Source organism: Ruegeria sp. CDSC052 (assembly GCF_059610685.1).
The window spans coordinates 26,414-46,195 of the sequence record NZ_JBXWOB010000018.1; the positions used below are offsets into that span (position 1 = coordinate 26,414).

Sequence of the window (19,782 nt, forward strand, 5' to 3'; positions counted from 1 at the left end):
TCTGGTCGTATTGGGATCGAAGCGGTCGGTGCGAGTTCTCAAACACCTTTGCCCGGCGTCTCAGTGGTCAGAGCGCCGGGGAAATAATTCGAATAATGATGGCCAGACGGGCATACATGGCCGCGCTTATAGGACGCCGACAGCTAATGGTCCAGAGGTTCCGCCCCTTGTGGCGATTGGCGCAGCTTTGCCCAGCGATTCAGCCACGCCAAACCGGCCAGTGCAAGCCCCAGCGCCAGCAGCGAAAAGACCCGGATCAGGCCGCCCAGCCCGGCGATGTCGATCAGAAATACCTTAGCCACGGCCAGTCCGATCACAGCCAGCCCCACTTTGCGCAACAGGTCGGACCGACGGGCCAAAGATTGATAAAACAGCGCCGCGCCTGCAATCAAAAGGGCCAAGGTATAGGTGTAAAGCTCTGGTTGGCTGACCCCAGCCCCGACATACATGCCACCGGGACCCTGCCAGAAATGACGAATAGAAGCACCCAGCCAATATGCTGCAAGCGCACCCGCAAGACCGAAACAGCCCTGCCGCAACCAAACCGGCATCTGTTCAATGCGCCAGGCTGACATGGCAAGGACCCCGGCAGGAAGAAGGTAGGCTATGGCAAGCGTGTTCATCAGCGCAGGCCCCAACACGGGATCACTGTGCACATAAAGAACGGGATTTGCCTCGGTCAGCGCTTGCGCAAGTCGGAACAGGGCATGGGCGGCAAAGAACGCCGCCAGCCCATAGCGGACATAGTTCAACGGCCCGCCCAAATCGAACCGCCGTATCTGTGCCGCCGCCAACAGCAGCCAGATCACCGCCATCAGGCCCAACCCCCAATGGCTATCCTCCATCCCGCCTTGACCGAACCCTTCCAGCCAGCGCAGCAGCAGCAATGACAGCAATATCCCCGCGGTTGCCCAGGCTGCGCTTTCCAGCAGCAAGATTGCAACGGGGCGGTTCAATCCCCGGATCAGGCCCCAGGCGAGAACATATCCAAGGGTGGCGGCGCCATAGACCAACGTCATTTCACCGACCGGCACCGTATTGGCCCAGTACAGGCCCGGGTTCAGGATCAGCCGCACAGTCACCGTGAAGACCCCGGCCCAGATAAACCAACTGAGCTGAGGCAGGTTGAACCGACGATCCAGCGCGGCAGCGGCTACAACGGTCACAACCAACGCAATCGTCAAGGCGCCAGAACTCAGCACGATGACACAGGCAAATGCAAGACAGGACAGCGCGGATAACGTGGCCAGCGCAGGACGTATACGTTGTTCACCATCCACGCGCGCATAGCGTTCGGCAAAGACCACCATCAAGGCACCCAGAGCCATTGCGTGCAGCCCCCAAAAATACGCGCCCAAAACCTCGGCCGGGCGCCAAGCGATCTCAAGAGCGATGGCAAGTATCGGTGCGGTTATTACCGCCCCAGCCGCCCAGACCACGCCATAGCGCCCCTGCTGCATCGACCGCCACGCCGCCGCAACCGACAGGGCAGCACCTAGTGCCACAAGCAATGTCACGACAAAGGGAAAATCCGCCTCGGGGGTTTCGGCATAGGTCTCAGCAAAACGCTGTGCGACTTTGCCCCGCTCCCAACCCTGGAGAAATACGAGCCAGACAAGGCCAACAATCGGGAAAACACTGATGTCCTGAAGTGCCCTCGCCCCGCTTGTCCAAACGATCATCGCAAAGGTCAGACCAGCCAAAAGCGTCAGGCTCAACCAGAACTCACCGGCAGAATCCGGCCAGTGCAGCGCCAGGATGGCCGAGCTGACCGCAACCGCACCAAATGCCAGACGCGTCGGAAACTCGGGCCATGCCTCGCCGCTTTGGCGTCGGATCATTTCGCTGACCATCGGGCCGGTGTGATCAGGCCGAATTCGCCGGACCGGAATCGCAATAGTGATGAGCGCAAAGGCGGTGATGCAGGTCAGATAGCCCGGCTCTGTCATCGGTTCCGACAGGACCAGCAGCAGACACGAAGAATAACCTCCGACCAGTGTCAGAACCGAAATCCACGCCCATCGGCGGACGGTGTCTATGCCCAGGCCCAGAACCGTTATGGTTAGGAAGTAGCCATATAACCAGGTCGGATCATCCGAAGAGCCACCGACCAAGAATGGGGAGGCAAAGGCACCTGTCAGTCCGACAGCTGCCAATAGCGGACCATGGAACCAACCCAAAACCAACCCGACAGATGCAACGCCAATCATGGCGACAAGCGCAAATTCAGGGCCGATCAAGCCATATAGTTGCCGCGCCGCCAGAACGCCGCCAAACAATGTGACCAGCCCCGCGCCTGAGAACACCGAGGGCAAATAGGCGCTCGCGGAGTCCACGCCATCGCCATAGCGCCTGCGAATGACCTCTCCGCTGACAATCAGCGCCGCGCCAAACAGCAATGCGGCAACGACACGTGCCGACGGCGGCAGTAACCCGTTCTCGACGCCGTATTGCACCAAAAAAATTCCCGCCAGTGCCAGCGACAGTGCCGAAACGACATAGAACCAGTTTTCCTGCAGCCATTCCTGCAGCAACGCGAAACGGTCAGAGCTGAAAACCAGTGCTTCTTGAGGAGATTGCGGGGGGATTGGCTGTTCGGTCTCAGGTTGGTCGGCTATCGGCCACACTGGAGGCGCTTTGGCCGGAATAGTCTGCGCCTTGGACTCGGGCTCTGTTGCGAGTTCTGGTTCAGTATTGGTGCCTTGTTTCAGTGACAGGATGTCCGCCTCTAACTGGACGACCCGCCGCCGCAACCGAACCTGACTGACAAGCAGCAGCACAATGGTCAAAGGAATAGCCAGCGCAACCAACGCAAGAAGGACCAGAAGGGATTCCAACCTGTTTCTCCTATCAAATTCTCTGCAGGCTAACCTGATGCATCAGGTAGAAACAGTCCGGAATACCGTCCTGCATACCGCGACATGGCCTGAAATCAAAACAGGTCTATTGAAGGGCGGGAAACCATCAGCCAGACTATGGCCAAAACGGCCAGAAATGCGGGGATCCCACATGCAAACCAAAGCCGGAACAATATGAAATACGAACGCGGCAGAGCAGTATCGCGATCTGCCGCCTCTTGCGCGAGGTTCCGCATCTTTATCTGCATCCAGACGACCGGCAGCCAGAAGACACCGGTCAGGACATACAGCAATAGTGACAGCAGCACCCACCCTTCGACCAGTGACCAGCCCAATCTGAAGGCCAGCAAGCCACCTGAAATTGGCTGCAAAACAACGGCGGTTGTGGTGAACAGCATATCGGCCAGCACCACGATTGCCACCGTCTGGGCGATGAAACGCGGGTCGCGTGACCGATGGGCCATCAGCATGAAGAATGCGATTCCGGCCCCGGTTCCCAACAAGACGCAGGCCCCGATCACATGAAACCAGCGCAAGATCAGATCCGGGTCCATCATCGGCTTTTCACCATTGGCAGTGCGACCAGAGACAACATGATCGCGGGCATGACCTTAACAAGCGGTCCAAGCGGGTCGAGCCACAAGGCAGGAACCATAAATGAGGCCGCCAACAGGTAGAAAACCGCCACACAAAGTTGAGCGATGCAGGCGCGTTCTGCCCATGGTCGCCAAGAACTCCGGTAGCCATGACCGTCATTGCGTTGCTGCGAAGGGGCGAACGCCACCCCAAGCGCCCAAGTTGATCGGCGCAACCGGCGGCGAGCTTAGCAACCACAGCCGGTGCCGTTATCCGAACACGTGCCTTAGGGAACCCCATCCAATGGCGGGTTTCGTCCAGAACCTCGGACAGCGAATGAGCCTGATCCTCGACCAGATCATAGGTACCCTGTGGCAACGTCTCATCAACGGCCGCCGCCACGGCGCTGCACAAATCGGCCATTTCAACACATTGAACCAGCGTCTGCGGATAGGCGATCGGTTGCACAAGCGGAATTGCGGCCAGCATGCGCAACAAGGTCGTTCCACCATAGTCAGTCTGTCCGATCACAAGGCCCGGCCTTAGAATCCACAGCGGCACACCACTGGCCTGCAAGGCGGCATCCCCGGAGGCTTTGGTGCGCATGAATTCCGTGTCTGCCTCTGGGCTGCTTCCGGTTGCAGAAATCTGAACCAAAGCAATCTCGCGCGCGGCGCAGGCCTGCCCGAGGGCGGCAATCGCAGTGTGATGCACCGCCTCAAGATCGTCCTTTGGTCCGTCCTGCAACGCCCCGGCGCAGTTCACGATACAATCAAAACCTGACAGAATTTCCCGCCAATCGTGTGGGTTCGTGAGCTGGCGCAAATCTCCCTGAGCCAAAGACATCCCAGGCAGGATTTTCTCACCCAGGTTTGTATCGCGCACAAGGCCGCATACATTGGCACCTCGATCCGAAAGAGACCGCATCATCGCCGCGCCGATAAACCCATAAGCGCCTAGAACAAGTATATTTTTCCCAGAACCTTGCATCGGGCACCTAACCTGCTGAAGTTGCGCCCCAACCTAGCGGGTCGAGCGGCAGCCGTCTGCGGCACCGGGCAAACTGCGACAATTCCGACCGCTAGGGGTGAAACAGTGAACCGACGAAATAGGCGATTGCGGCAGCGGCCCCACCAATCAGCAGCGTTTCGATCCCTGACCGCCACCACGGAGCCAGCGACCAGCGGCTTTTGAGGGCACCAATGGCAAAGAAAACACCCATCGTCATCCAGGCCGAAGCAGCAAATGCCCGGTCCACCGAAAACAGAAACGGCAAAAGCGGAACCATGCCGGCCACAAGAAAGGCAAAAAACGTCGCCACCGCAGCTTTGCGCGGATGCGGATCGACGCTGCCCAGGCCATATTCTCCCTCGATCATCAGGTCGATCCAGTTGTCATGGTTTTCCGTGATCGCATCGGTGGCTTCGTCCAGCACACGGCCCGACAGTCCTTTCTGGGCTAAAATCTCGCGCACCTCGTTCCGTTCACCATCGGGGTAAAGATGTATATGACGCTCCTCGATCGCGCGAATGCGCCGGATGTTATCCAGTTCAGCCTTGGTGCCCGAGTAATTCCCCGCCGCCATCGAAAACCCGTCAGCCAGCACATTGGCCAGCCCCAGCGCTATGATGATGAACGGTGACAGCCCCGCCCCGGCAACGCCCGCAACGATGGCAAAAGTGGTGACTGATCCATCGATCCCGCCGTAAACCACATCACGCAAAACGCCACGCCCCGGCGGCGCGTTGATACGTGCCGCGATTTCTTGCTGGCTGTGTCCATGGTCTGTCATGGGTGCCTCCTGCTTTGTTATGATGCGCGGCTGGCAGGAACGCTTTGTCTCAGGTCAAGTTTTCGAAAACAGCCCCGCCAGCGCACGCTTGATCATCGACCGGGTCGAGGGCTTGTGACGGTCCGAGAACGGTAAAGGACGGCAGACCTCCATCGCGGCCACGCCGACGCGCGCGCTAAGCGCCCCGTTAACCAGGCCTTCGCCAAACCGCCGCGACAGTTTGCTCAGGACAGACCCACCCAGCACCGGTTCAAGCAAGTCGTCGCCCATTGCCACCGCGCCGGTTGCGACCAGATGCACAAAGACCGCCCGGGTCAGGCGCCAGCTGCCCAGAAAACCGGCCCTTCCACCATAGATCTCAGCTATGCGCCGGATCATTCGCAACGAGGCTGCCAAAGCCGTCGCCACATCCGCAAGAGCCAAAGGAACCAGAGCGGTCACCGTCGCGACCTGACGCGCTGCGGCCTCGACTTCTCGACTGGCCGCAGCATCCAGAGGGGCCAGCAGCTCGTCCTCGGCCAGAGCCATCAGATCCGAGGCATCGAAAGGCTCGGCGATACGTTCGGCCAGCCTATCGCGGCCCCATCGAACGTCCTCGCGCCCGTTGTAAAATGCCAACAACCGGTTGGTTACGGCGCGGGCTTGCGTCAGATCCGCCTCTGCCAACGCGGTGTCTGCGGCGCGACGGATTCCATCAACACGCGAAAGCCGCCCGATCGCGGCAAGTTCTCGCAAAGCGATGATCAGGGCAACCAGCAGCAACGCGCCAATCAGGCCAGTTACGACCCATCCCAAAACCGGCGCGCGCAACAGCAAAGCGGTCACAAAATCCCATGCCGCCACCGAGACAACCGCGCCGATGACCGCCGCCGCCAGTCCCCAGAACCAGCGTGACAGGGCCGACGGTTTCCGTACAGCCAGACGCGCGGCGGCCTGCATCGCCTTCCCCTGTGGTTCGCCCGCATCCGGAACGGGCGGTGCCAAAGCGACATCCGCAACAGGTTCCTCGGGATCAAGATCGATCAGAACTGGACCCTTAGCCATCAGAAGCTCTTTCTCTGTTCCAGACAAATTTGATGTCCGGCAGGTTTTCGTCATTATCGGCCCCGTCACCGCGGGCAATCTCTGCAAATCCGTTGCGCTCGTAGAATCTTCGCGCGCCATGGTTGGCCTGAAAGGCGAACAGGGACAGCTTTTGTCGGCCAGATTTCGCCTGATCCAACAGGCGCTGCCCGATGCCCTGATTGCGCGCTGACGCACGCAGGTAAAGCGAATGGACCTCTGAACCATTCAATGCCAGAAAACCAACTACACCATCCTCGTTTTCAGCAACGGTGATCCAGTCGCGATCAATCATCACGCCGCAAAAGGCGATGGTTTCGGCACAGGAATGCAGCTCTGGCATCCACTCATTTTCACAAGCAAAACCATGCAGGATTTTCCCCGTCGCGCCAGCATCCGTGCTGCGCGCAGGGCGGAGCGTTACGGTCATAGCCGGTCTCCGATCAGGAACTGGGCCGCGCGATCAAGCCGGATATGGGGCGGGCCGTCACCCGATCGCAGGGTCAGGTTCGCAGGCGCAAAACTCATGAACCCATAGTCTTCGCCCAGCCAGCTTTCTGCTCCGCTGCGGGCTGCCCCCAACAAATGAGCCGGGTCTTCGGGCAACTCACCGGGGTAGAAGGCCGCCTGCTTGCCATCAAGCAAAGTGCCCCGCACGCAGGCAAGCGGCACTCCTTCATGGGTTCGCATCTCTTCGGTTGTTGCCCGCAAAGCCGCCAGTGACACAGCCGAGGTCTCGGCCCCGGCAAAACTGGCGCGGTCACGGGCGTCGCGTGTCAACGCCTCCATGATGCTGGTCAGACGTGGATGCTGCAGGTGGTGCAAATGATCGGCCTTGGTGGCGGCAAACAAAATGCGCTCGACCCGTTTGCCCAGAAGATACTGGCTGAGCCACGCGTTGCGCCCCGGACGGAAGGCCGACAGGATATCTCCCATCGCCCGGCGCATATCCTCAACCGCTTTCGGCCCTTTGTGAATCGCACCCAGCGCGTCGACCAGAACAACCTGTCGATCGATCCGGGCAAAATGTTCGCGAAAGAACGGTTTGACCACGCGCATTTTATAGGCTTCGTAGCGCCGCGCCATTTCGCGGTGCAGGCTTTTACGGGTGGCGACCCCTTCGACTGGCAGCGGCGCGAAGGTCAGAACCGGTGATCCCGCCAGATCACCCGGCAACAGGAACCGTCCCGGGGTACAATCGTAAAACCCGGCATCGCGCGCCGTGTTCAGATAGCCCGAGAACGCCTGCGCCAAAGATTGCGCCACCGGCTCATCATGTTTTGCCTCTGGCGCGACCGCTTTGGCCTGCGCCAGAAACTCTTGTGCTTCGGCCCGCTCTGTGATGCGGTTCAGCGTTTCGGTTGACCAGTCGTCATATGATTTGTCCAGCAGGGCCAAGTCCAGCAACCATTCGCCCGGATAATCTACAATATCCAGATGCACGGTTCGCGGCCCCTTCAGGCCAGACAGCAGACCGGCAGGGCGAACCTTGAACGACAGGCGCAACTCGGACACGGCGCGGGTGCTTTCGGGCCAATGCGGGTTTGGCCCGGTCAGCGCAGCAAGATGGTTTTCATAGTCGAACCGGGGCACGGTATCATCCGGCTGCGGCTGAAGGTAAGCTGCGTTGATCCGTCCCTCATGCTGCGCAACAAGGCCCGGCATTCGCCCACGGTCCAGCAGATTTGCAACAAGCGAGGTGATGAACACCGTTTTGCCCGAACGCGCCAACCCGGTGACACCAAGGCGGATGACCGGCTCGAACAGAGCTTCGGAAACGCTGTCGCCCACGGATTCCATGCCGCGCACAAGACTGTCTGCCATAGATGAGATGACCAAGCCGTCGCCCCGCTTTTATCGTTTCGCTCAAGATAGGTAGCCACCGTCCGACATGCCAGCGCTTTCCGGCCCCTTGCCCGCCGCCGCGCAGCACGGTACCAGCAGCCCATGCCCAGATACGCGTTGAAAGTCGAATATCACGGAAAGCCGTTTGCCGGGTGGCAGAGGCAGAAAGATCAGCCCTCGGTTCAGGGGGCGATCGAAGAGGCATTGTCGCGGATACAACCCGGGGACCACACGATCGCTGCGGCAGGTCGCACCGATGCCGGTGTCCACGCGCTAGGACAGGTCGCCCATTGCGACCTGATCAAGGAATGGGACCCTTTCCGACTGTCCGAAGCGTTGAACTATCACCTCAAGCCGCAACCAGTGGCCATCGTGAAAGCCGCACGGGTGGACGATGACTGGCATGCACGGTTCTCGGCGCTTGAACGGCAATATCTGTTTCGCATCCTGATGCGCCGCGCGCCTGCAACCCATGACGCGGGGCAAGTTTGGCAAGTCAATCACCCGTTGGATATTGATGCGATGCAGGCCGCGGCGGACATGCTGATCGGACGGCATGATTTCACCACGTTCCGGTCCACGATCTGTCAGGCGGCCAGCCCGGTCAAAACGCTGGATGAGTTGCGGGTGGAACAGGTGCAGGGCTTTTCAGGCCCCGAGGTTCATTTCCACGTCCGGGCACGGTCGTTCCTGCACAATCAGGTGCGCAGCTTTGTCGGCACTCTGGAACGTGTCGGCGCCGGGCCCTGGACGCCTGAAGATGTGCGAGAGGCACTGCAAGCTGAGAATCGCGCCGCCTGCGGGCCGGTTTGTCCGCCGCAGGGGTTGTATCTTGCGCGGGTCGGCTACCCGAACCCGGTGTTCGACTAAAGCGCGCGCAGTAAAAGGCCACCAGCTATCACCGCTATCAGCAACCCGGCGACCAGTTCGATGGTTGGGGCCAGCACCTGTGCAAACCGCGTCGCTGAGGCCGAGGCCAGCATCCCGCCGCGCAGACCGAAAGAGGTCCACCCTACCAGAGTGGTGACAGTCGCAGTGCCCAGCGCCATGCAGAACGCCCCGGCGATGCCAACGATGGCGATGCCCATCTGCCAGGTCAGGATCAACACAAACAGCGCCCCGGTACAGGGGCGTGCGGCGATTCCAGCGATCAGCAACGCCGCCTCGCGCAGGCTACCGACCTGCGCCACCTCATCCGCGGACGGACCATGCCGGTGGCCGCAATCCGAACAGGTTTCGTGGTCGTGGTGATGATGATTTGCACCGTGATCCCGGCTGCGTTTGGCAAAGCTGCGCAAGGCGCGAAACACTAGCCAAAGCCCGATCGCAGTGATCGCCCCATAGCTGACTGGGGCCATGATTTGCTCCGTTGTGTCGACCAGTCTTTCCCGAGACATCTGGAACACCAGCACACCGGCATAGACCAGAACAATCGCGGTTACGGCCTGTCCAAGGCTGGACAACACACTGATCGCTGAAAGCCGCCAGAACGCCACACGCCGGCCAAGCCCATAGCCACCGATCAGGACTTTGCCATGCCCAGGACCGATGGCGTGGAAGAACCCGTAAGCGAAGCACACCGTCAACAAAGTCATGACCGCCTGAGGTTGTTCGGCGCGGGCAGCGCGCAGAGACCGCGCAATCTGGTTCTGAAATGCACGCTGTTCACCGGCAGCCCATGCCGCAAGTTGGTCAAACCCGCCGCTGAACCAGAACCAGAGCAGAACTCCGACCGCCAGAACAAACGGGACAATCAGGTATTTGGACATGAAATTCGGATCTCGGTTGCAAAGTTTTCGCCCACCATCGGGATGTCATTTTCCTCAAGGTCGTAATTGGCATCCAGCGTCAGCAGAAACGCCTGCATTTGGGCAAGCTGTCCGTCGACATCTGGCTCGACGCGGTCAATCTGGCAGGTCTTACTCCCCGAAACCGTCACCGGGCGCGTCAGGTCATATGCGGTATAATATGTCTCATCAAACGCCTTCGCCGATAAGGCGGTGGCCGGTACAGGCCCACCTTCGACACTGCGCAGATGCGAGGTCACGATGCGCCCGTCCTCCATCAATGCTTTCGGCTCCAGTGGGCCAGAAAGCGGCAATACCTCAGACTCGGACCAGACGACCAGATCGCCGTTATAGCCTTGATCCCACTGTGCATCGAACCCGGACAGATGATCCTGTTCACTTTTGCTGAGGATACCGTCGCCATCCTGATCCAGCTTCATGTCCTCGAGGACAAGCAAAGAGTAAAACTCGTCATAGGCCCAGGTCACACGGACATGGGTCAGCTGCCCCGAAGCGTCCACGACGAATTCCAGCCCCGTGTCGATAAAGACATGCGGGTGCGTCATCGCCGGGATCGGCAAACAGCAGGTCACTAGGGTCACAAGCCAGCGCATGGGCGAAAGATAGGGTGTCGGCCTGCGCCCGGCAATCCCATTTGGGCCGGGCGCGCAGAAGCTGGCCGATGGCTCAGGCAGGTGGGAACAACACAAGGGTCTGCAGGGCTGTTCCAACCGGCCCTTGGGTGTCATACAAAACCGATTGCGACATGCCGATACCCGAGGGTTGCCAATGGCAGACAGACTCGGAGGCCAGCCAATCCGAGACCGGCTCGCGGTGCACTTGAACCGTCAGATCGGTATTCATGAACCCCATCTCGGTTGTGGGGGCATTCCACGAAATGCCATTGCCGCAATCAGCCAGTGGACACAGCGCCTGAATCGGAGATTGCACCTCGTCCCCAAGCAGCGGAGGCGTGCGCATCCAGATCGTTTTGGGACCGACGCCCTGATTTCCACCCTTGGGATAGAGGACATCGGAATAGGTCGCGAACCCAGGAAGATCGTGCCGAATTTCGCCGATGGGAAATGGGCCGTCCACCGAGTCCGCCAGTTGCGGAGATGAGAGAGCGACATTGGGAACCGGGCCAAGGTCGCGGCGGGCAAGGTGCATAGTTGTGGCTACGGCACATAAAGTGTTGTCCAGATCGTGCACAGTAACCCGAGTGGTCGCCAGCGTTCTGGTGTGCCGCGTCGTCTCGGCCGCAACCCGCAACCCGGACAGGGGCAGCGGACGCAGCAGATCGACCGTCAGCCGGGTCAGCATCTTGTCCGGACCAATTTCAGATTCCGCGGCGCGCACGATCAGACCGCTGACCGGACCAGCATGGCAATGTTCGGCAGACCACGGACCCCGCGCCGGGTCATTGCCGACAAAAACCCCGTCCGCGCGTAGTCTGAAATAGGGCAACCTGGACATATCAGATTTCAAGACCACTTGGGACCTCAGACCTTTTCCTGTGTATGCTTTTTCAGTTCGGTCCGTGCGACCTGGCGACGATGCACCGCGTCCGGCCCATCGGCTAGCCGCAGGGTCCGTACATGCGTCCACGCGGTCGCCAGCGGCGTGTCCTGACTTACCCCTTGCCCGCCATACATCTGCACCGCCTCATCAATCACCTTCAATGCGACCCGCGGGGCCACGACCTTGATCTGGCTGATCCACGGGGCCGCCGCACGCGCATCGCCCTGATCCATGTACCAAGCAGCCTTGAGGCAAAGTAGCCGGGCCATTTCGATCTCCATCCGGCATTCGGCTATGATATCGAAATTCGCCCCAAGCTGCGCCAGCTTCTTGCCAAATGCTTCGCGTTGCAGCGACCGTTTGCACATCTGCTCCAGGGCCATCTCTGCCTGTCCAATAGCACGCATACAGTGGTGAATACGTCCCGGCCCCAATCGACCCTGAGCGATCTCGAACCCACGCCCTTCGCCCAGCAGGATATTCTCGGCAGGCACCCGGACATTGGTAAAGCGAATATGCATATGCCCGTGCGGCGCATCATCATGGCCGTAGACTTCCATCGGGCGCAGCACTTCGATCCCCGGCGTTCCCGCCGGCACCACGATCATCGACTGGCGTTTGTGAACAGGCAGGTCATCACCGCCAGTCCGGACCATGACGATATAGACCTTGCACCGCGGATCACCGGCGCCTGAGGCCCACCATTTCTCGCCATTCAGAACGTAGGATTCGCCGTCCGGCACACAGGACATCGAAACATTGGTGGCATCGGAAGAGGCGACATCCGGTTCGGTCATCAGATAGGCCGAACGGATTTGCCCATCGAGCAGCGGCTTGAGCCACTCTTGCTTCATCTTTTCGGACCCGTACCGCTCGAATACTTCCATGTTGCCCGTATCTGGGGCTGAACAGTTGAAGATTTCTGCACCCAGCGGGGTCTTTCCCATTTCTTCAGCAAAAAAGGCGTATTCCACAGTTGTCAAACCCAGCCCTTTTTCACTGTCGGTCAGCCAGAAGTTCCACAATCCCGCCGCCTTGGCCTTGGCTTTCAACCCTTCAAGGATATCCGCCTGCCGGTCGGTATATTGCCAGCGGTCACCTTTGTTGATTTCAGCATGGAACTCTTCTTCCAGCGGCATGACTTCATTTCGGATCATCTCTGTTACGCGGGTCAGCAGTTCGCGGTTTTCCTCGCGCAGGCCGAATGACATGTTCATGAGTTTTCTCCTCCGCCCCGACACGCGGGCATTACCTTTGGGCCGAGAATGACTTAGCCACCGTCATGATGTCCAGTTGGGTGACGGGACGTCACCCACCCCATATGAGATTAAACGGGTGCAGTAACCGGAGACTGGCGACCGTATAGCCGTCAATAACCTGCGTCGCGCGCGGGTGTAGCAACCCAATTAGGGTGTGAAAATCCAGTTACCATTGGCATCCTGGCACCTGCGGGATCTGATCTCACGGGTCTGCTCGGAACTCGGAGGTCGGATAAAATGCTGCAGATGCACGCAATTATCGCGGACCTCGCGCACACGGACGGTGCCCTTGGCCCCGGTCTCGGTGCTGATCCATTCACTTTCGGCACCAACCTGCGGCAAACCACTGCCCAGCATGGTGTCTGTGGTTGCACTCAGCAATGTGAAATCATCCGGGCTCAACCCCGACTCTGCGATGATGCGAGACAGCGGTTTCGCGCTGCCGGCAACACCAATGCTCAGCACCAGAACACCTGCAACTAATAGTGATCCCCAAATTCTCATACCGCCTCGCAATTCTGCAACCAATTTACATTCAAGGATATACCCGGGAAGGCACTGGGCCAAGCCCTAGTCTGCAACCTTCAAATTATCCCGAAGAAACCTATTGCGACTCTGACGCTAGGCCATGCCGAGCGTCCCTCGCATAGTGCACGAAACACGAACCAGAGGCATTTGATGGCACACCCGACTTATTATGCGCCCCATGGCGGACACCCCGGACAGGACACCCTGTTAACTGATCGCGCCATGTTCACCGAGGCCTATGCCGTTATACCCAAGGGTACGATGCGCGACATCGTCACTAGCTATCTGCCCTTCTGGGAAGACACCCGCCTGTGGGTTCTGGCACGTCCCCTTAGCGGGTTCGCCGAAACCTTTTCGCAATACATCATGGAGGTCCAGCCCGGTGGCGGTAGCGATACGCCCGAAACGGACCCCGCAGCGCAGGCGGTGTTGTTCGTTGTCGAAGGGGCGGTCACATTGACGCTTGAGGGAAGTGTTCACGTTTTGGAAACTGGTGGATATGCCTATATCCCAGCTGGTTCCAAATGGGCGTTGCGCAACCATACGGAGCAGCCAGCGCGGTTTCATTGGGTTCGAAAGGCTTATGAGGCAGTGCCCGGCCTGCCCAAGCCGGACCCGATCATCACCAATGAACAAGAGGTCGCCCCGAACGAAATGCCGGGCACCGAGGGTCGCTGGGCCACAACACGTTTCGCGGATCCGCAAGACCTGCGCCACGATATGCATGTCAACATCGTGACTTTTGAACCCGGTGGCGTGATCCCATTTGCCGAAACGCATGTGATGGAGCACGGGCTGTACGTGCTGGAAGGAAAAGCCGTCTACCGGCTGAATCAGGACTGGGTCGAGGTCGAAGCCGGAGACTTTATGTGGCTGCGGGCCTTTTGCCCTCAGGCCTGTTATGCGGGCGGTCCCGGGCGGTTCCGATATCTGCTATACAAAGATGTGAACCGCCAGATGCCTCTTTCACCAGGCGGGCGCTAGGATAAATTCGGCCTTGGCGGGACTGGGCAAGCGCGGTAATCTGGTGGAATAACAAACGGTTTTAGTTCAGGAGATTGTACGATGGCACTGCGCAATGTAACGCTGGCACTGGCGGCTGCAATCGGCCTGACGGCCCTGGATGTGACCCCTGCAACCGCCAAAGAGACAAATACCGTCAACGTCATGAGCCGCACCTGGGCCATTACCCAGGTTTCGGAAGCTCCGGTCGTATACCGTGCCACACGTGATAACAACAATCTCAACCCATTCGGCCCCCCGCCCCGGCTGCGCACTATTCAGGCCATCGCGGCTATTCAGCAGGCAACCGGGTGCAAGCCGATTGTGGCCAGCATGTACCAGAACATCTCGGGCCAGTTCTTTTCACAGGTCAGCTGTAACTGACTCGGAAAGGAAACTGGCATTGAGGTTGATCCAAGCCACTGCCATAGCTTGCGCATGAAACTCGCAATTAACGGATTCGGCCGCATCGGCCGCACGATTTTGCGGCAGCTTCTGGCGATGCCGCTCGGTCACGACATCGAACTGGTGCTGATCAACGACATCGCACCGCTAGAGACCTGCGCCTATCTGTTCAAGTACGACAGCACTTTTGGGCCCTATCCGGGCAAAGTGGAACAGGGAACTGCGCAACTGGTTGTCGATGGGCACGCTATTCCTGTTACACACAGCCCCAACCTAAGCCGGGTTGATCTGTCCGGTGTAGATGTCCTGATGGACTGCACCGGCGTTGCCCGGACATCGGATGTTGCCAGTCAAGGCCTGACCGCAGGGGCAAGGAAAGTACTGATTTCCGGCCCCTCGCCCGCGACCGAGGCCACAATCGTTCTGGGCGCAAATGAGGATCATCTGGGCAATGCGCGGATCGTGTCAAATGCCTCTTGCACCACCAACGGGCTGGCTCCGCTGGTCAAGGTTCTGGACGGGATCGCTGGTGTCGCGTCGGGCCATATGACCACCATCCACTGCTACACCAACAGCCAGCCGATGATCGACGCTCCGCGTGGTGATCTGGCACGGTCACGCGCCGGAGCGCTGTCGATGGTCCCGACCACCACCAGCGCTATGCACTTGATAGACGAAGTCCTGCCCCATCTGGCCGGGCGCATCTCGGGCGCGGCGGTCAGGGTGCCTACGGCAAGCGTTTCCGCGGTTGATCTGATTGTGACGCTGAAGCGCGGCCTGAGCGCCTGCAATTTTGAAGCCGCCCTACGTGCAGCCGTTGCAGAGTCTCCCGTTCTGGGTTGGACGGATGAGCCGCTGGTGTCGTCCGATTTGCGGACGCGGCCGGAATCTCTGATCATTGCAGGGCCAGAAACCCGGCAGATCGGGGAAACTCAGGTTCGTGTTTTTGGCTGGTATGACAATGAATGGGGGTTTTCAGCCCGCATGCTGGATGTCGCTCGTTTGATGGCCGACACATAGGTGGACCGCGACCTAACGCGATCCGCCGATTTTCATTTGGTTACTTGCCGGGAAGGCTGCCCGACCCGTGCCCCGACATGCCGCCCGAAACTTCTTCGGTTGCCTCATCGGCCAACTCATCCGGCAGGATCAGATTCAGCACGATGGCGATCAGAGCCGCAGGCAGCAGCCCGCTTTTCATCAGGATGCCCAGAGTATCGGGCAAGTGTTGCACCGCACCCGGCTCGAGCTGCAGGCCGAACCCGATTGACAGCGCAATGGCAAAGATCACCATGTTGCGCCGATTCCAATCCACATCGGACAACATCGAAACACCCGCGGCGACAACCATCCCGAACATGACGATGACGCCACCGCCCAGTACTTCGATCGGAACGGTGCGAATGATAGCGCCAACCTTGGGCACCAGACCGCACAGGATCAGGAACAAGGCACCGATGGTGACGACATTGCGGCTCATGACGCCGGTCATGGCGATCAGCCCGACATTCTGGCTGAACGACGTGTTGGGCAAGCCGCCAAACACGCCCGCCAGCGCCGAGCCGAAGCCGTCCGCATAGGTCGCGCCGGTGATTTCCTTGTCCGTGGCTTCGCGCCCGGCGCCACCTTTGGTCACGCCCGAGACATCGCCCACCGTCTCAACCGCCGAGACGAAGGCCATCAGACAGAACCCGATTATGGCGGCGAATGAGAACTCGAACCCATACTTGAAGGGCACAGGCAGGGCGAAAGTTGCAGCGCGGCTCCAGCTTGTTCCGATTGCCTCAAACGTGATCATGCCAACCATCAGGGCATAGACATACCCAACCGCAAGACCAATCAGAACGGCAGAAACCGAAAGCATTCCGCGGGTAAAGAACTTCAGCCCCAGCGTTACCACAACCACGACCAAAGCAGCCGACCAGTTCAGCGCCGAGCCGTATTCAGGCGTTCCAATGGCCGGAACCCCTCCGGCGGCGTATTGAATGCCGACCTTGACCAACGCCAGACCAATCATTGTCACCACAAGGCCTGTGACCAGAGGTGGCAAGGCAAAACGGATCTTGCCAATCACCGTGCCCAGCAGGGCATGGAACACCCCACCGATAATGACACCGCCAAATAATGCGGCCAGACCATCGACGCCTTTGCCAGCAACCAGCGGGATCATGATCGGCAGAAACGCAAAGCTGGTGCCCTGAACAATAGGCAAAGCCGCTCCTACCGGGCCAATCGTCACCGTTTGCAGCAAGGTCGCGACGCCGGCAAACAGCATCGACATCTGGATCAGGTACAGCAGTTCGGGAAAATCGGGGGAGTTCGAACCGAACCCGAACCCGGCGGCCCCTGCAACGATGATCGCAGGCGTCACGTTCGAAACGAACATCGCCAGAACATGTTGAATGCCCAGCGGAACTGCCTTGTGCAGCGCCGGGGTATAATTTGGATCCCGAAGCTGTTCGGGTGTCCCTATTGAAGTGTCAGCCATGAGTTACTGTCCTCTCTGTCAGATTCACGGGGGTCTTACCGCTTATGCTGCGGCTTCATTTGGCTACGACACCACCTGAAAAGGGGGATCGAACCAGTATTCTTCCAGGTTGGGCCCATCGCCGATCCGATCAACAACGGCGAACAATCCAGGGCCATGCAACGGTGTCAAAACGCCGTGCCACGTCCCACGATGATAATTCACCGCCTGACCGGGCCGGGTGACAAAGGCACACGGCTCGCCCGGCTGCCCGTCAACATCTGGTGCAACAATGACCAGAAAGGGTTGATGGGTCATGGGAACAAAGGCCTGACTGCCATCAGGATGCCGTTCAACCATATCCAACTGGTACGGCAGGGTTCGGGGGTTGGCGTTGAACAGGCTGATCCCGGCGCGGCCGCCCGCGAAATCAAGGGCCGCCCGGTCATGAAAACGCCCGCACTGGCCCTGGTTGATGATCTTGTCCGGGTCGCCCGATGCCTCGATCACATCTCCGAACGGGGCAAAAGCGTCAGGCGTTAAAGGAACAGTCCGGATCTGTTTCATGAAGGCAGCACATCCCTCAGGCGGAATTCGGCAATACGCTCGACCTGTCGGCAGGCCTCGGCGAATTCTGTGTCCCGGTCCTGATCTATCCGCCGCTGAAACGCCTGCTGGATAGAGGCTTTGTCATGATCGCGCACAGCGATAATGAAGGGAAATCCGAACTTGTCGGTGTAGCGCCTATTCAGATCGGTGAAGGCATCGCGTTCGGCATCCGTCAACGCATCCAGCCCCGCCGAGGATTGTTCCGCCGTGCTTTCCTGCGTCAGTTGCTTGGCCTGTGCCAGCTTGCCTGCCAGATCCGGGTGCGCGGTCAGCACGCCCAACCGCTCCTCATCAGAGGCCGAACGGAACATGCGCGTCAGTGCGTTGTGCAACCCGCCGGCAGTATCGTGAGCCGCGCCGAGTTCCAGCCCATGGGCGCGCTCTGCAATCCACGCCGAATGTTCAAAGATCCCGCCATAAGCGGCTACGAAAGCGTCCCGCGCCATTTCTGACGGCTTTGGACCTGATACAGGCGGGTGCTGCGCTGCCCAATGCTGGGCGATCTCCAGACGGGTCGCGAACCAGACATCCGAGTGCCCACGCGCATAATCCAGAAACCGTTTCAGCGCCATGACCCGACCTGGACGACCGATCAGGCGGCAATGCAGACCAATCGACAACATCTTGGGCGCACCGGCTTCACCCTCGGAATAAAGCGCGTCGAAACTGTCTTTGAGATAGGAATAGAACTGATCGCCCGAATTGAAACCTTGCGGCGTTGCAAAGCGCATATCGTTACAATCGAGCGTATATGGTACGATCAACTGGTCCCGGCCAGAGACCTGCATCCAATAGGGCAGATCATCCGCATAGGTGTCCGCCACATAGGCAAAGCCCCCCTCTTCGGCCACCAGACGCACGGTGTTCTCGGAACACCGGCCGGTATACCAACCATAGGGACGTTCCCCCACGACCTCGGTATGCAGGCGGATAGCCTCTTCTATTTGAGCGCGCTCTTCCGCCTCAGACATATCCTTGTGTTCGACCCATTTCAGGCCGTGACTTGCGATCTCCCAACCTGCGTCTTTCATGGCGGCAACTTGATCGGGCGACCGTGCCAGCGCCGACGCAACACCGTAAACGGTTATGGGCAAGTCCTTCATCAAGCGGTGCAGACGCCAGAACCCTGCCCGCGACCCATATTCATAGATCGATTCCATGTTCCAATGACGCTGGTCTGGCCATTGCGCTGCGCCGACAATCTCGGACAGAAAGGCCTCGGACGCGGCATCACCGTGAAGCACGCAGTTCTCGCCACCCTCTTCGTAGTTCAGCACAATCTGAACGGCCAGATTTGCTCCGCCAGGCCACTGGGCGTTTGGCGGGTTGGCTCCGTATCCGATCATGTCACGGGGATAGCGAGGGGGCTGCATGAATGTTCCGTCTCAGTTGTGTTACACTACCTACGCTTTACCGCAGAATTGGATGCAGTATTATCAAATCAATCCGAACGCTGTTTCCTTTTCTTTCGGCATTCCCAAAGTCTCGGGTTTCGCCCCAGACTGCGTCAAACAATACTCGATTGCAGTTTGCGGTTTTCAACAGCCACTCGTTGCGGTGATCGGAATATGAGGAGAAACGCGTGGCAGGATACCTGACAACCCATGTTCTGGACACCGCCAAGGGCTGTCCCGCAGAGGGGCTGAAAATTGCTCTGTACGCGATTACCCAGGACGGACGCCACAAACTGGCTGAGATGCTGACCAATGCAGACGGGCGAACAGACAGCCCAATACTACCGCAAGCAAACTTTGAAACCGGGGAATACGAGCTTGTTTTCAGTGCGGGTGACTATCTGCGTGCCTCTGGCCAGGCGGATGACGAACCGCTGTTCCTGGATGAGATTCCAATCAGGTTTGGTATGTCTGAAGCAGACGCCCACTATCATGTGCCGCTCTTGCTTTCGCCATACAGCTACTCCACGTATCGTGGCAGCTAACTGACCGGGCGAACCTTCCGCCCGTCGATCGCCCCTGCCGGGCCTCCTCCTGTTGAGCCGGGCGCCGCACCCGTTGGGCGCGGCGCGGATAGTGACGGTTACAGCCCTTCGAGAAAATTTACGCGCGGCCGG

At 59.2% G+C, this 19,782-nt stretch carries 20 protein-coding genes and 1 pseudogene; 5 read left to right on the plus strand and 16 right to left on the minus strand.

Translation table 11 applies throughout. The annotated features are described in order from the left end of the window. Positions 1-143: 143 nt before the first annotated feature. From AC2FIM_RS19175 to AC2FIM_RS19210, 8 genes and pseudogenes are all read right to left on the minus strand, one after another. On the minus strand, positions 144-2,837 hold the full coding sequence (locus AC2FIM_RS19175) for a DUF2339 domain-containing protein (protein ID WP_271952295.1): 2,694 nt from the start codon (positions 2,835-2,837) through the stop codon (positions 144-146). 95 nt (positions 2,838-2,932) lie between these two features. Beyond that, a complete protein-coding gene (locus AC2FIM_RS19180) occupies positions 2,933-3,412 on the minus strand; it encodes a DUF2269 family protein (RefSeq protein WP_271952334.1) in 480 nt (159 codons plus the stop codon). Continuing rightward, positions 3,412-3,642: a DoxX-like family protein gene (locus AC2FIM_RS19185; RefSeq protein ID WP_334223326.1), complete on the minus strand. Its 231-nt coding sequence runs from the start codon at positions 3,640-3,642 to the stop codon at positions 3,412-3,414. Before AC2FIM_RS19185 ends, AC2FIM_RS19180 begins: the two co-directional genes overlap by 1 nt. A 368-nt stretch (positions 3,643-4,010) precedes the next feature. Then, a pseudogene (locus tag AC2FIM_RS19190) lies at positions 4,011-4,424 on the minus strand (NAD-dependent epimerase/dehydratase family protein); the annotation flags it as partial. A gap of 91 nt (positions 4,425-4,515) precedes the next feature. Then, positions 4,516-5,226 carry a VIT1/CCC1 transporter family protein gene (locus AC2FIM_RS19195; protein ID WP_281973820.1) on the minus strand — a complete coding sequence of 237 codons (711 nt, stop codon included), beginning with the start codon at positions 5,224-5,226 and terminating at the stop codon, positions 4,516-4,518. A 54-nt stretch (positions 5,227-5,280) separates the two neighbouring features. After that, a complete protein-coding gene (locus tag AC2FIM_RS19200) occupies positions 5,281-6,270 on the minus strand; it encodes a YcjF family protein (RefSeq protein WP_271952300.1) in 990 nt (329 codons plus the stop codon). Then, positions 6,263-6,718 carry a GNAT family N-acetyltransferase gene (locus tag AC2FIM_RS19205; RefSeq protein ID WP_271952301.1) on the minus strand — a complete coding sequence of 152 codons (456 nt, stop codon included), beginning with the start codon at positions 6,716-6,718 and terminating at the stop codon, positions 6,263-6,265. Before AC2FIM_RS19205 ends, AC2FIM_RS19200 begins: the two co-directional genes overlap by 8 nt. Next, entirely contained in the window at positions 6,715-8,127 is a 1,413-nt protein-coding gene (locus tag AC2FIM_RS19210) for a YcjX family GTP-binding protein (protein WP_496679202.1), read from the minus strand. Before AC2FIM_RS19210 ends, AC2FIM_RS19205 begins: the two co-directional genes overlap by 4 nt. Before the next feature lie 108 nt (positions 8,128-8,235). Here AC2FIM_RS19210 and truA point away from each other — a divergent pair, with 108 nt between their 5' ends. Next, a complete protein-coding gene (gene truA / locus AC2FIM_RS19215; RefSeq protein ID WP_271952303.1) occupies positions 8,236-9,003 on the plus strand; it encodes a tRNA pseudouridine(38-40) synthase TruA in 768 nt (255 codons plus the stop codon). Here truA and AC2FIM_RS19220 read toward each other — a convergent pair. The 5 genes from AC2FIM_RS19220 to AC2FIM_RS19240 form a co-directional block, all read right to left on the minus strand. Then, positions 9,000-9,902 (minus strand): nickel/cobalt transporter, encoded by a 903-nt coding sequence (locus tag AC2FIM_RS19220; protein WP_496679194.1) that lies wholly within the window; start codon positions 9,900-9,902, stop codon positions 9,000-9,002. The genes truA and AC2FIM_RS19220 overlap by 4 nt on opposite strands. Beyond that, positions 9,887-10,534: a DUF1007 family protein gene (locus AC2FIM_RS19225; protein ID WP_142640130.1), complete on the minus strand. Its 648-nt coding sequence runs from the start codon at positions 10,532-10,534 to the stop codon at positions 9,887-9,889. Before AC2FIM_RS19225 ends, AC2FIM_RS19220 begins: the two co-directional genes overlap by 16 nt. A 73-nt stretch (positions 10,535-10,607) precedes the next feature. Further along, complete coding sequence (locus AC2FIM_RS19230; protein WP_142640128.1) at positions 10,608-11,396, minus strand: thioesterase family protein; 789 nt, start codon at positions 11,394-11,396, stop codon at positions 10,608-10,610. A gap of 26 nt (positions 11,397-11,422) precedes the next feature. Next, on the minus strand, positions 11,423-12,658 hold the full coding sequence (locus AC2FIM_RS19235) for an acyl-CoA dehydrogenase family protein (protein WP_142640126.1): 1,236 nt from the start codon (positions 12,656-12,658) through the stop codon (positions 11,423-11,425). Between the two features lie 189 nt (positions 12,659-12,847). Next, a complete protein-coding gene (locus tag AC2FIM_RS19240; protein ID WP_142640124.1) occupies positions 12,848-13,204 on the minus strand; it encodes a hypothetical protein in 357 nt (118 codons plus the stop codon). Between the two features lie 174 nt (positions 13,205-13,378). On the opposite strand from AC2FIM_RS19240, the gene AC2FIM_RS19245 reads away from it, so the two are divergent. From AC2FIM_RS19245 to AC2FIM_RS19255, 3 genes are all read left to right on the plus strand, one after another. After that, a complete protein-coding gene (locus tag AC2FIM_RS19245) occupies positions 13,379-14,212 on the plus strand; it encodes a bifunctional allantoicase/(S)-ureidoglycine aminohydrolase (protein ID WP_496679189.1) in 834 nt (277 codons plus the stop codon). Between the two features lie 81 nt (positions 14,213-14,293). After that, positions 14,294-14,614: a hypothetical protein gene (locus AC2FIM_RS19250; protein ID WP_142640120.1), complete on the plus strand. Its 321-nt coding sequence runs from the start codon at positions 14,294-14,296 to the stop codon at positions 14,612-14,614. 54 nt (positions 14,615-14,668) lie between these two features. Continuing rightward, positions 14,669-15,655, plus strand: a complete 987-nt coding sequence (locus AC2FIM_RS19255; protein ID WP_496708343.1) for a type I glyceraldehyde-3-phosphate dehydrogenase — start codon at positions 14,669-14,671, stop codon at positions 15,653-15,655. Between the two features lie 40 nt (positions 15,656-15,695). Here the strand turns inward: AC2FIM_RS19255 and AC2FIM_RS19260 are convergent, their stop codons facing one another. The 3 genes from AC2FIM_RS19260 to puuE form a co-directional block, all read right to left on the minus strand. Then, positions 15,696-17,123 (minus strand): nucleobase:cation symporter-2 family protein, encoded by a 1,428-nt coding sequence (locus tag AC2FIM_RS19260; RefSeq protein WP_142640116.1) that lies wholly within the window; start codon positions 17,121-17,123, stop codon positions 15,696-15,698. Positions 17,124-17,186: 63 nt separating this feature from the next. Beyond that, the gene (locus AC2FIM_RS19265) at positions 17,187-17,669 is read right to left on the minus strand and encodes an ureidoglycolate lyase (protein WP_496708344.1); all 483 of its coding nucleotides are present in this window, start codon (positions 17,667-17,669) and stop codon (positions 17,187-17,189) included. Next, the gene (gene puuE / locus AC2FIM_RS19270) at positions 17,666-19,084 is read right to left on the minus strand and encodes an allantoinase PuuE (RefSeq protein WP_496708345.1); all 1,419 of its coding nucleotides are present in this window, start codon (positions 19,082-19,084) and stop codon (positions 17,666-17,668) included. The genes AC2FIM_RS19265 and puuE overlap by 4 nt, the downstream gene beginning before the upstream one ends. A 209-nt stretch (positions 19,085-19,293) precedes the next feature. Here puuE and uraH point away from each other — a divergent pair, with 209 nt between their 5' ends. Beyond that, positions 19,294-19,650: a hydroxyisourate hydrolase gene (gene uraH / locus AC2FIM_RS19275; RefSeq protein WP_142640109.1), complete on the plus strand. Its 357-nt coding sequence runs from the start codon at positions 19,294-19,296 to the stop codon at positions 19,648-19,650. The last annotated feature ends 132 nt before the right edge of the window (positions 19,651-19,782 follow it).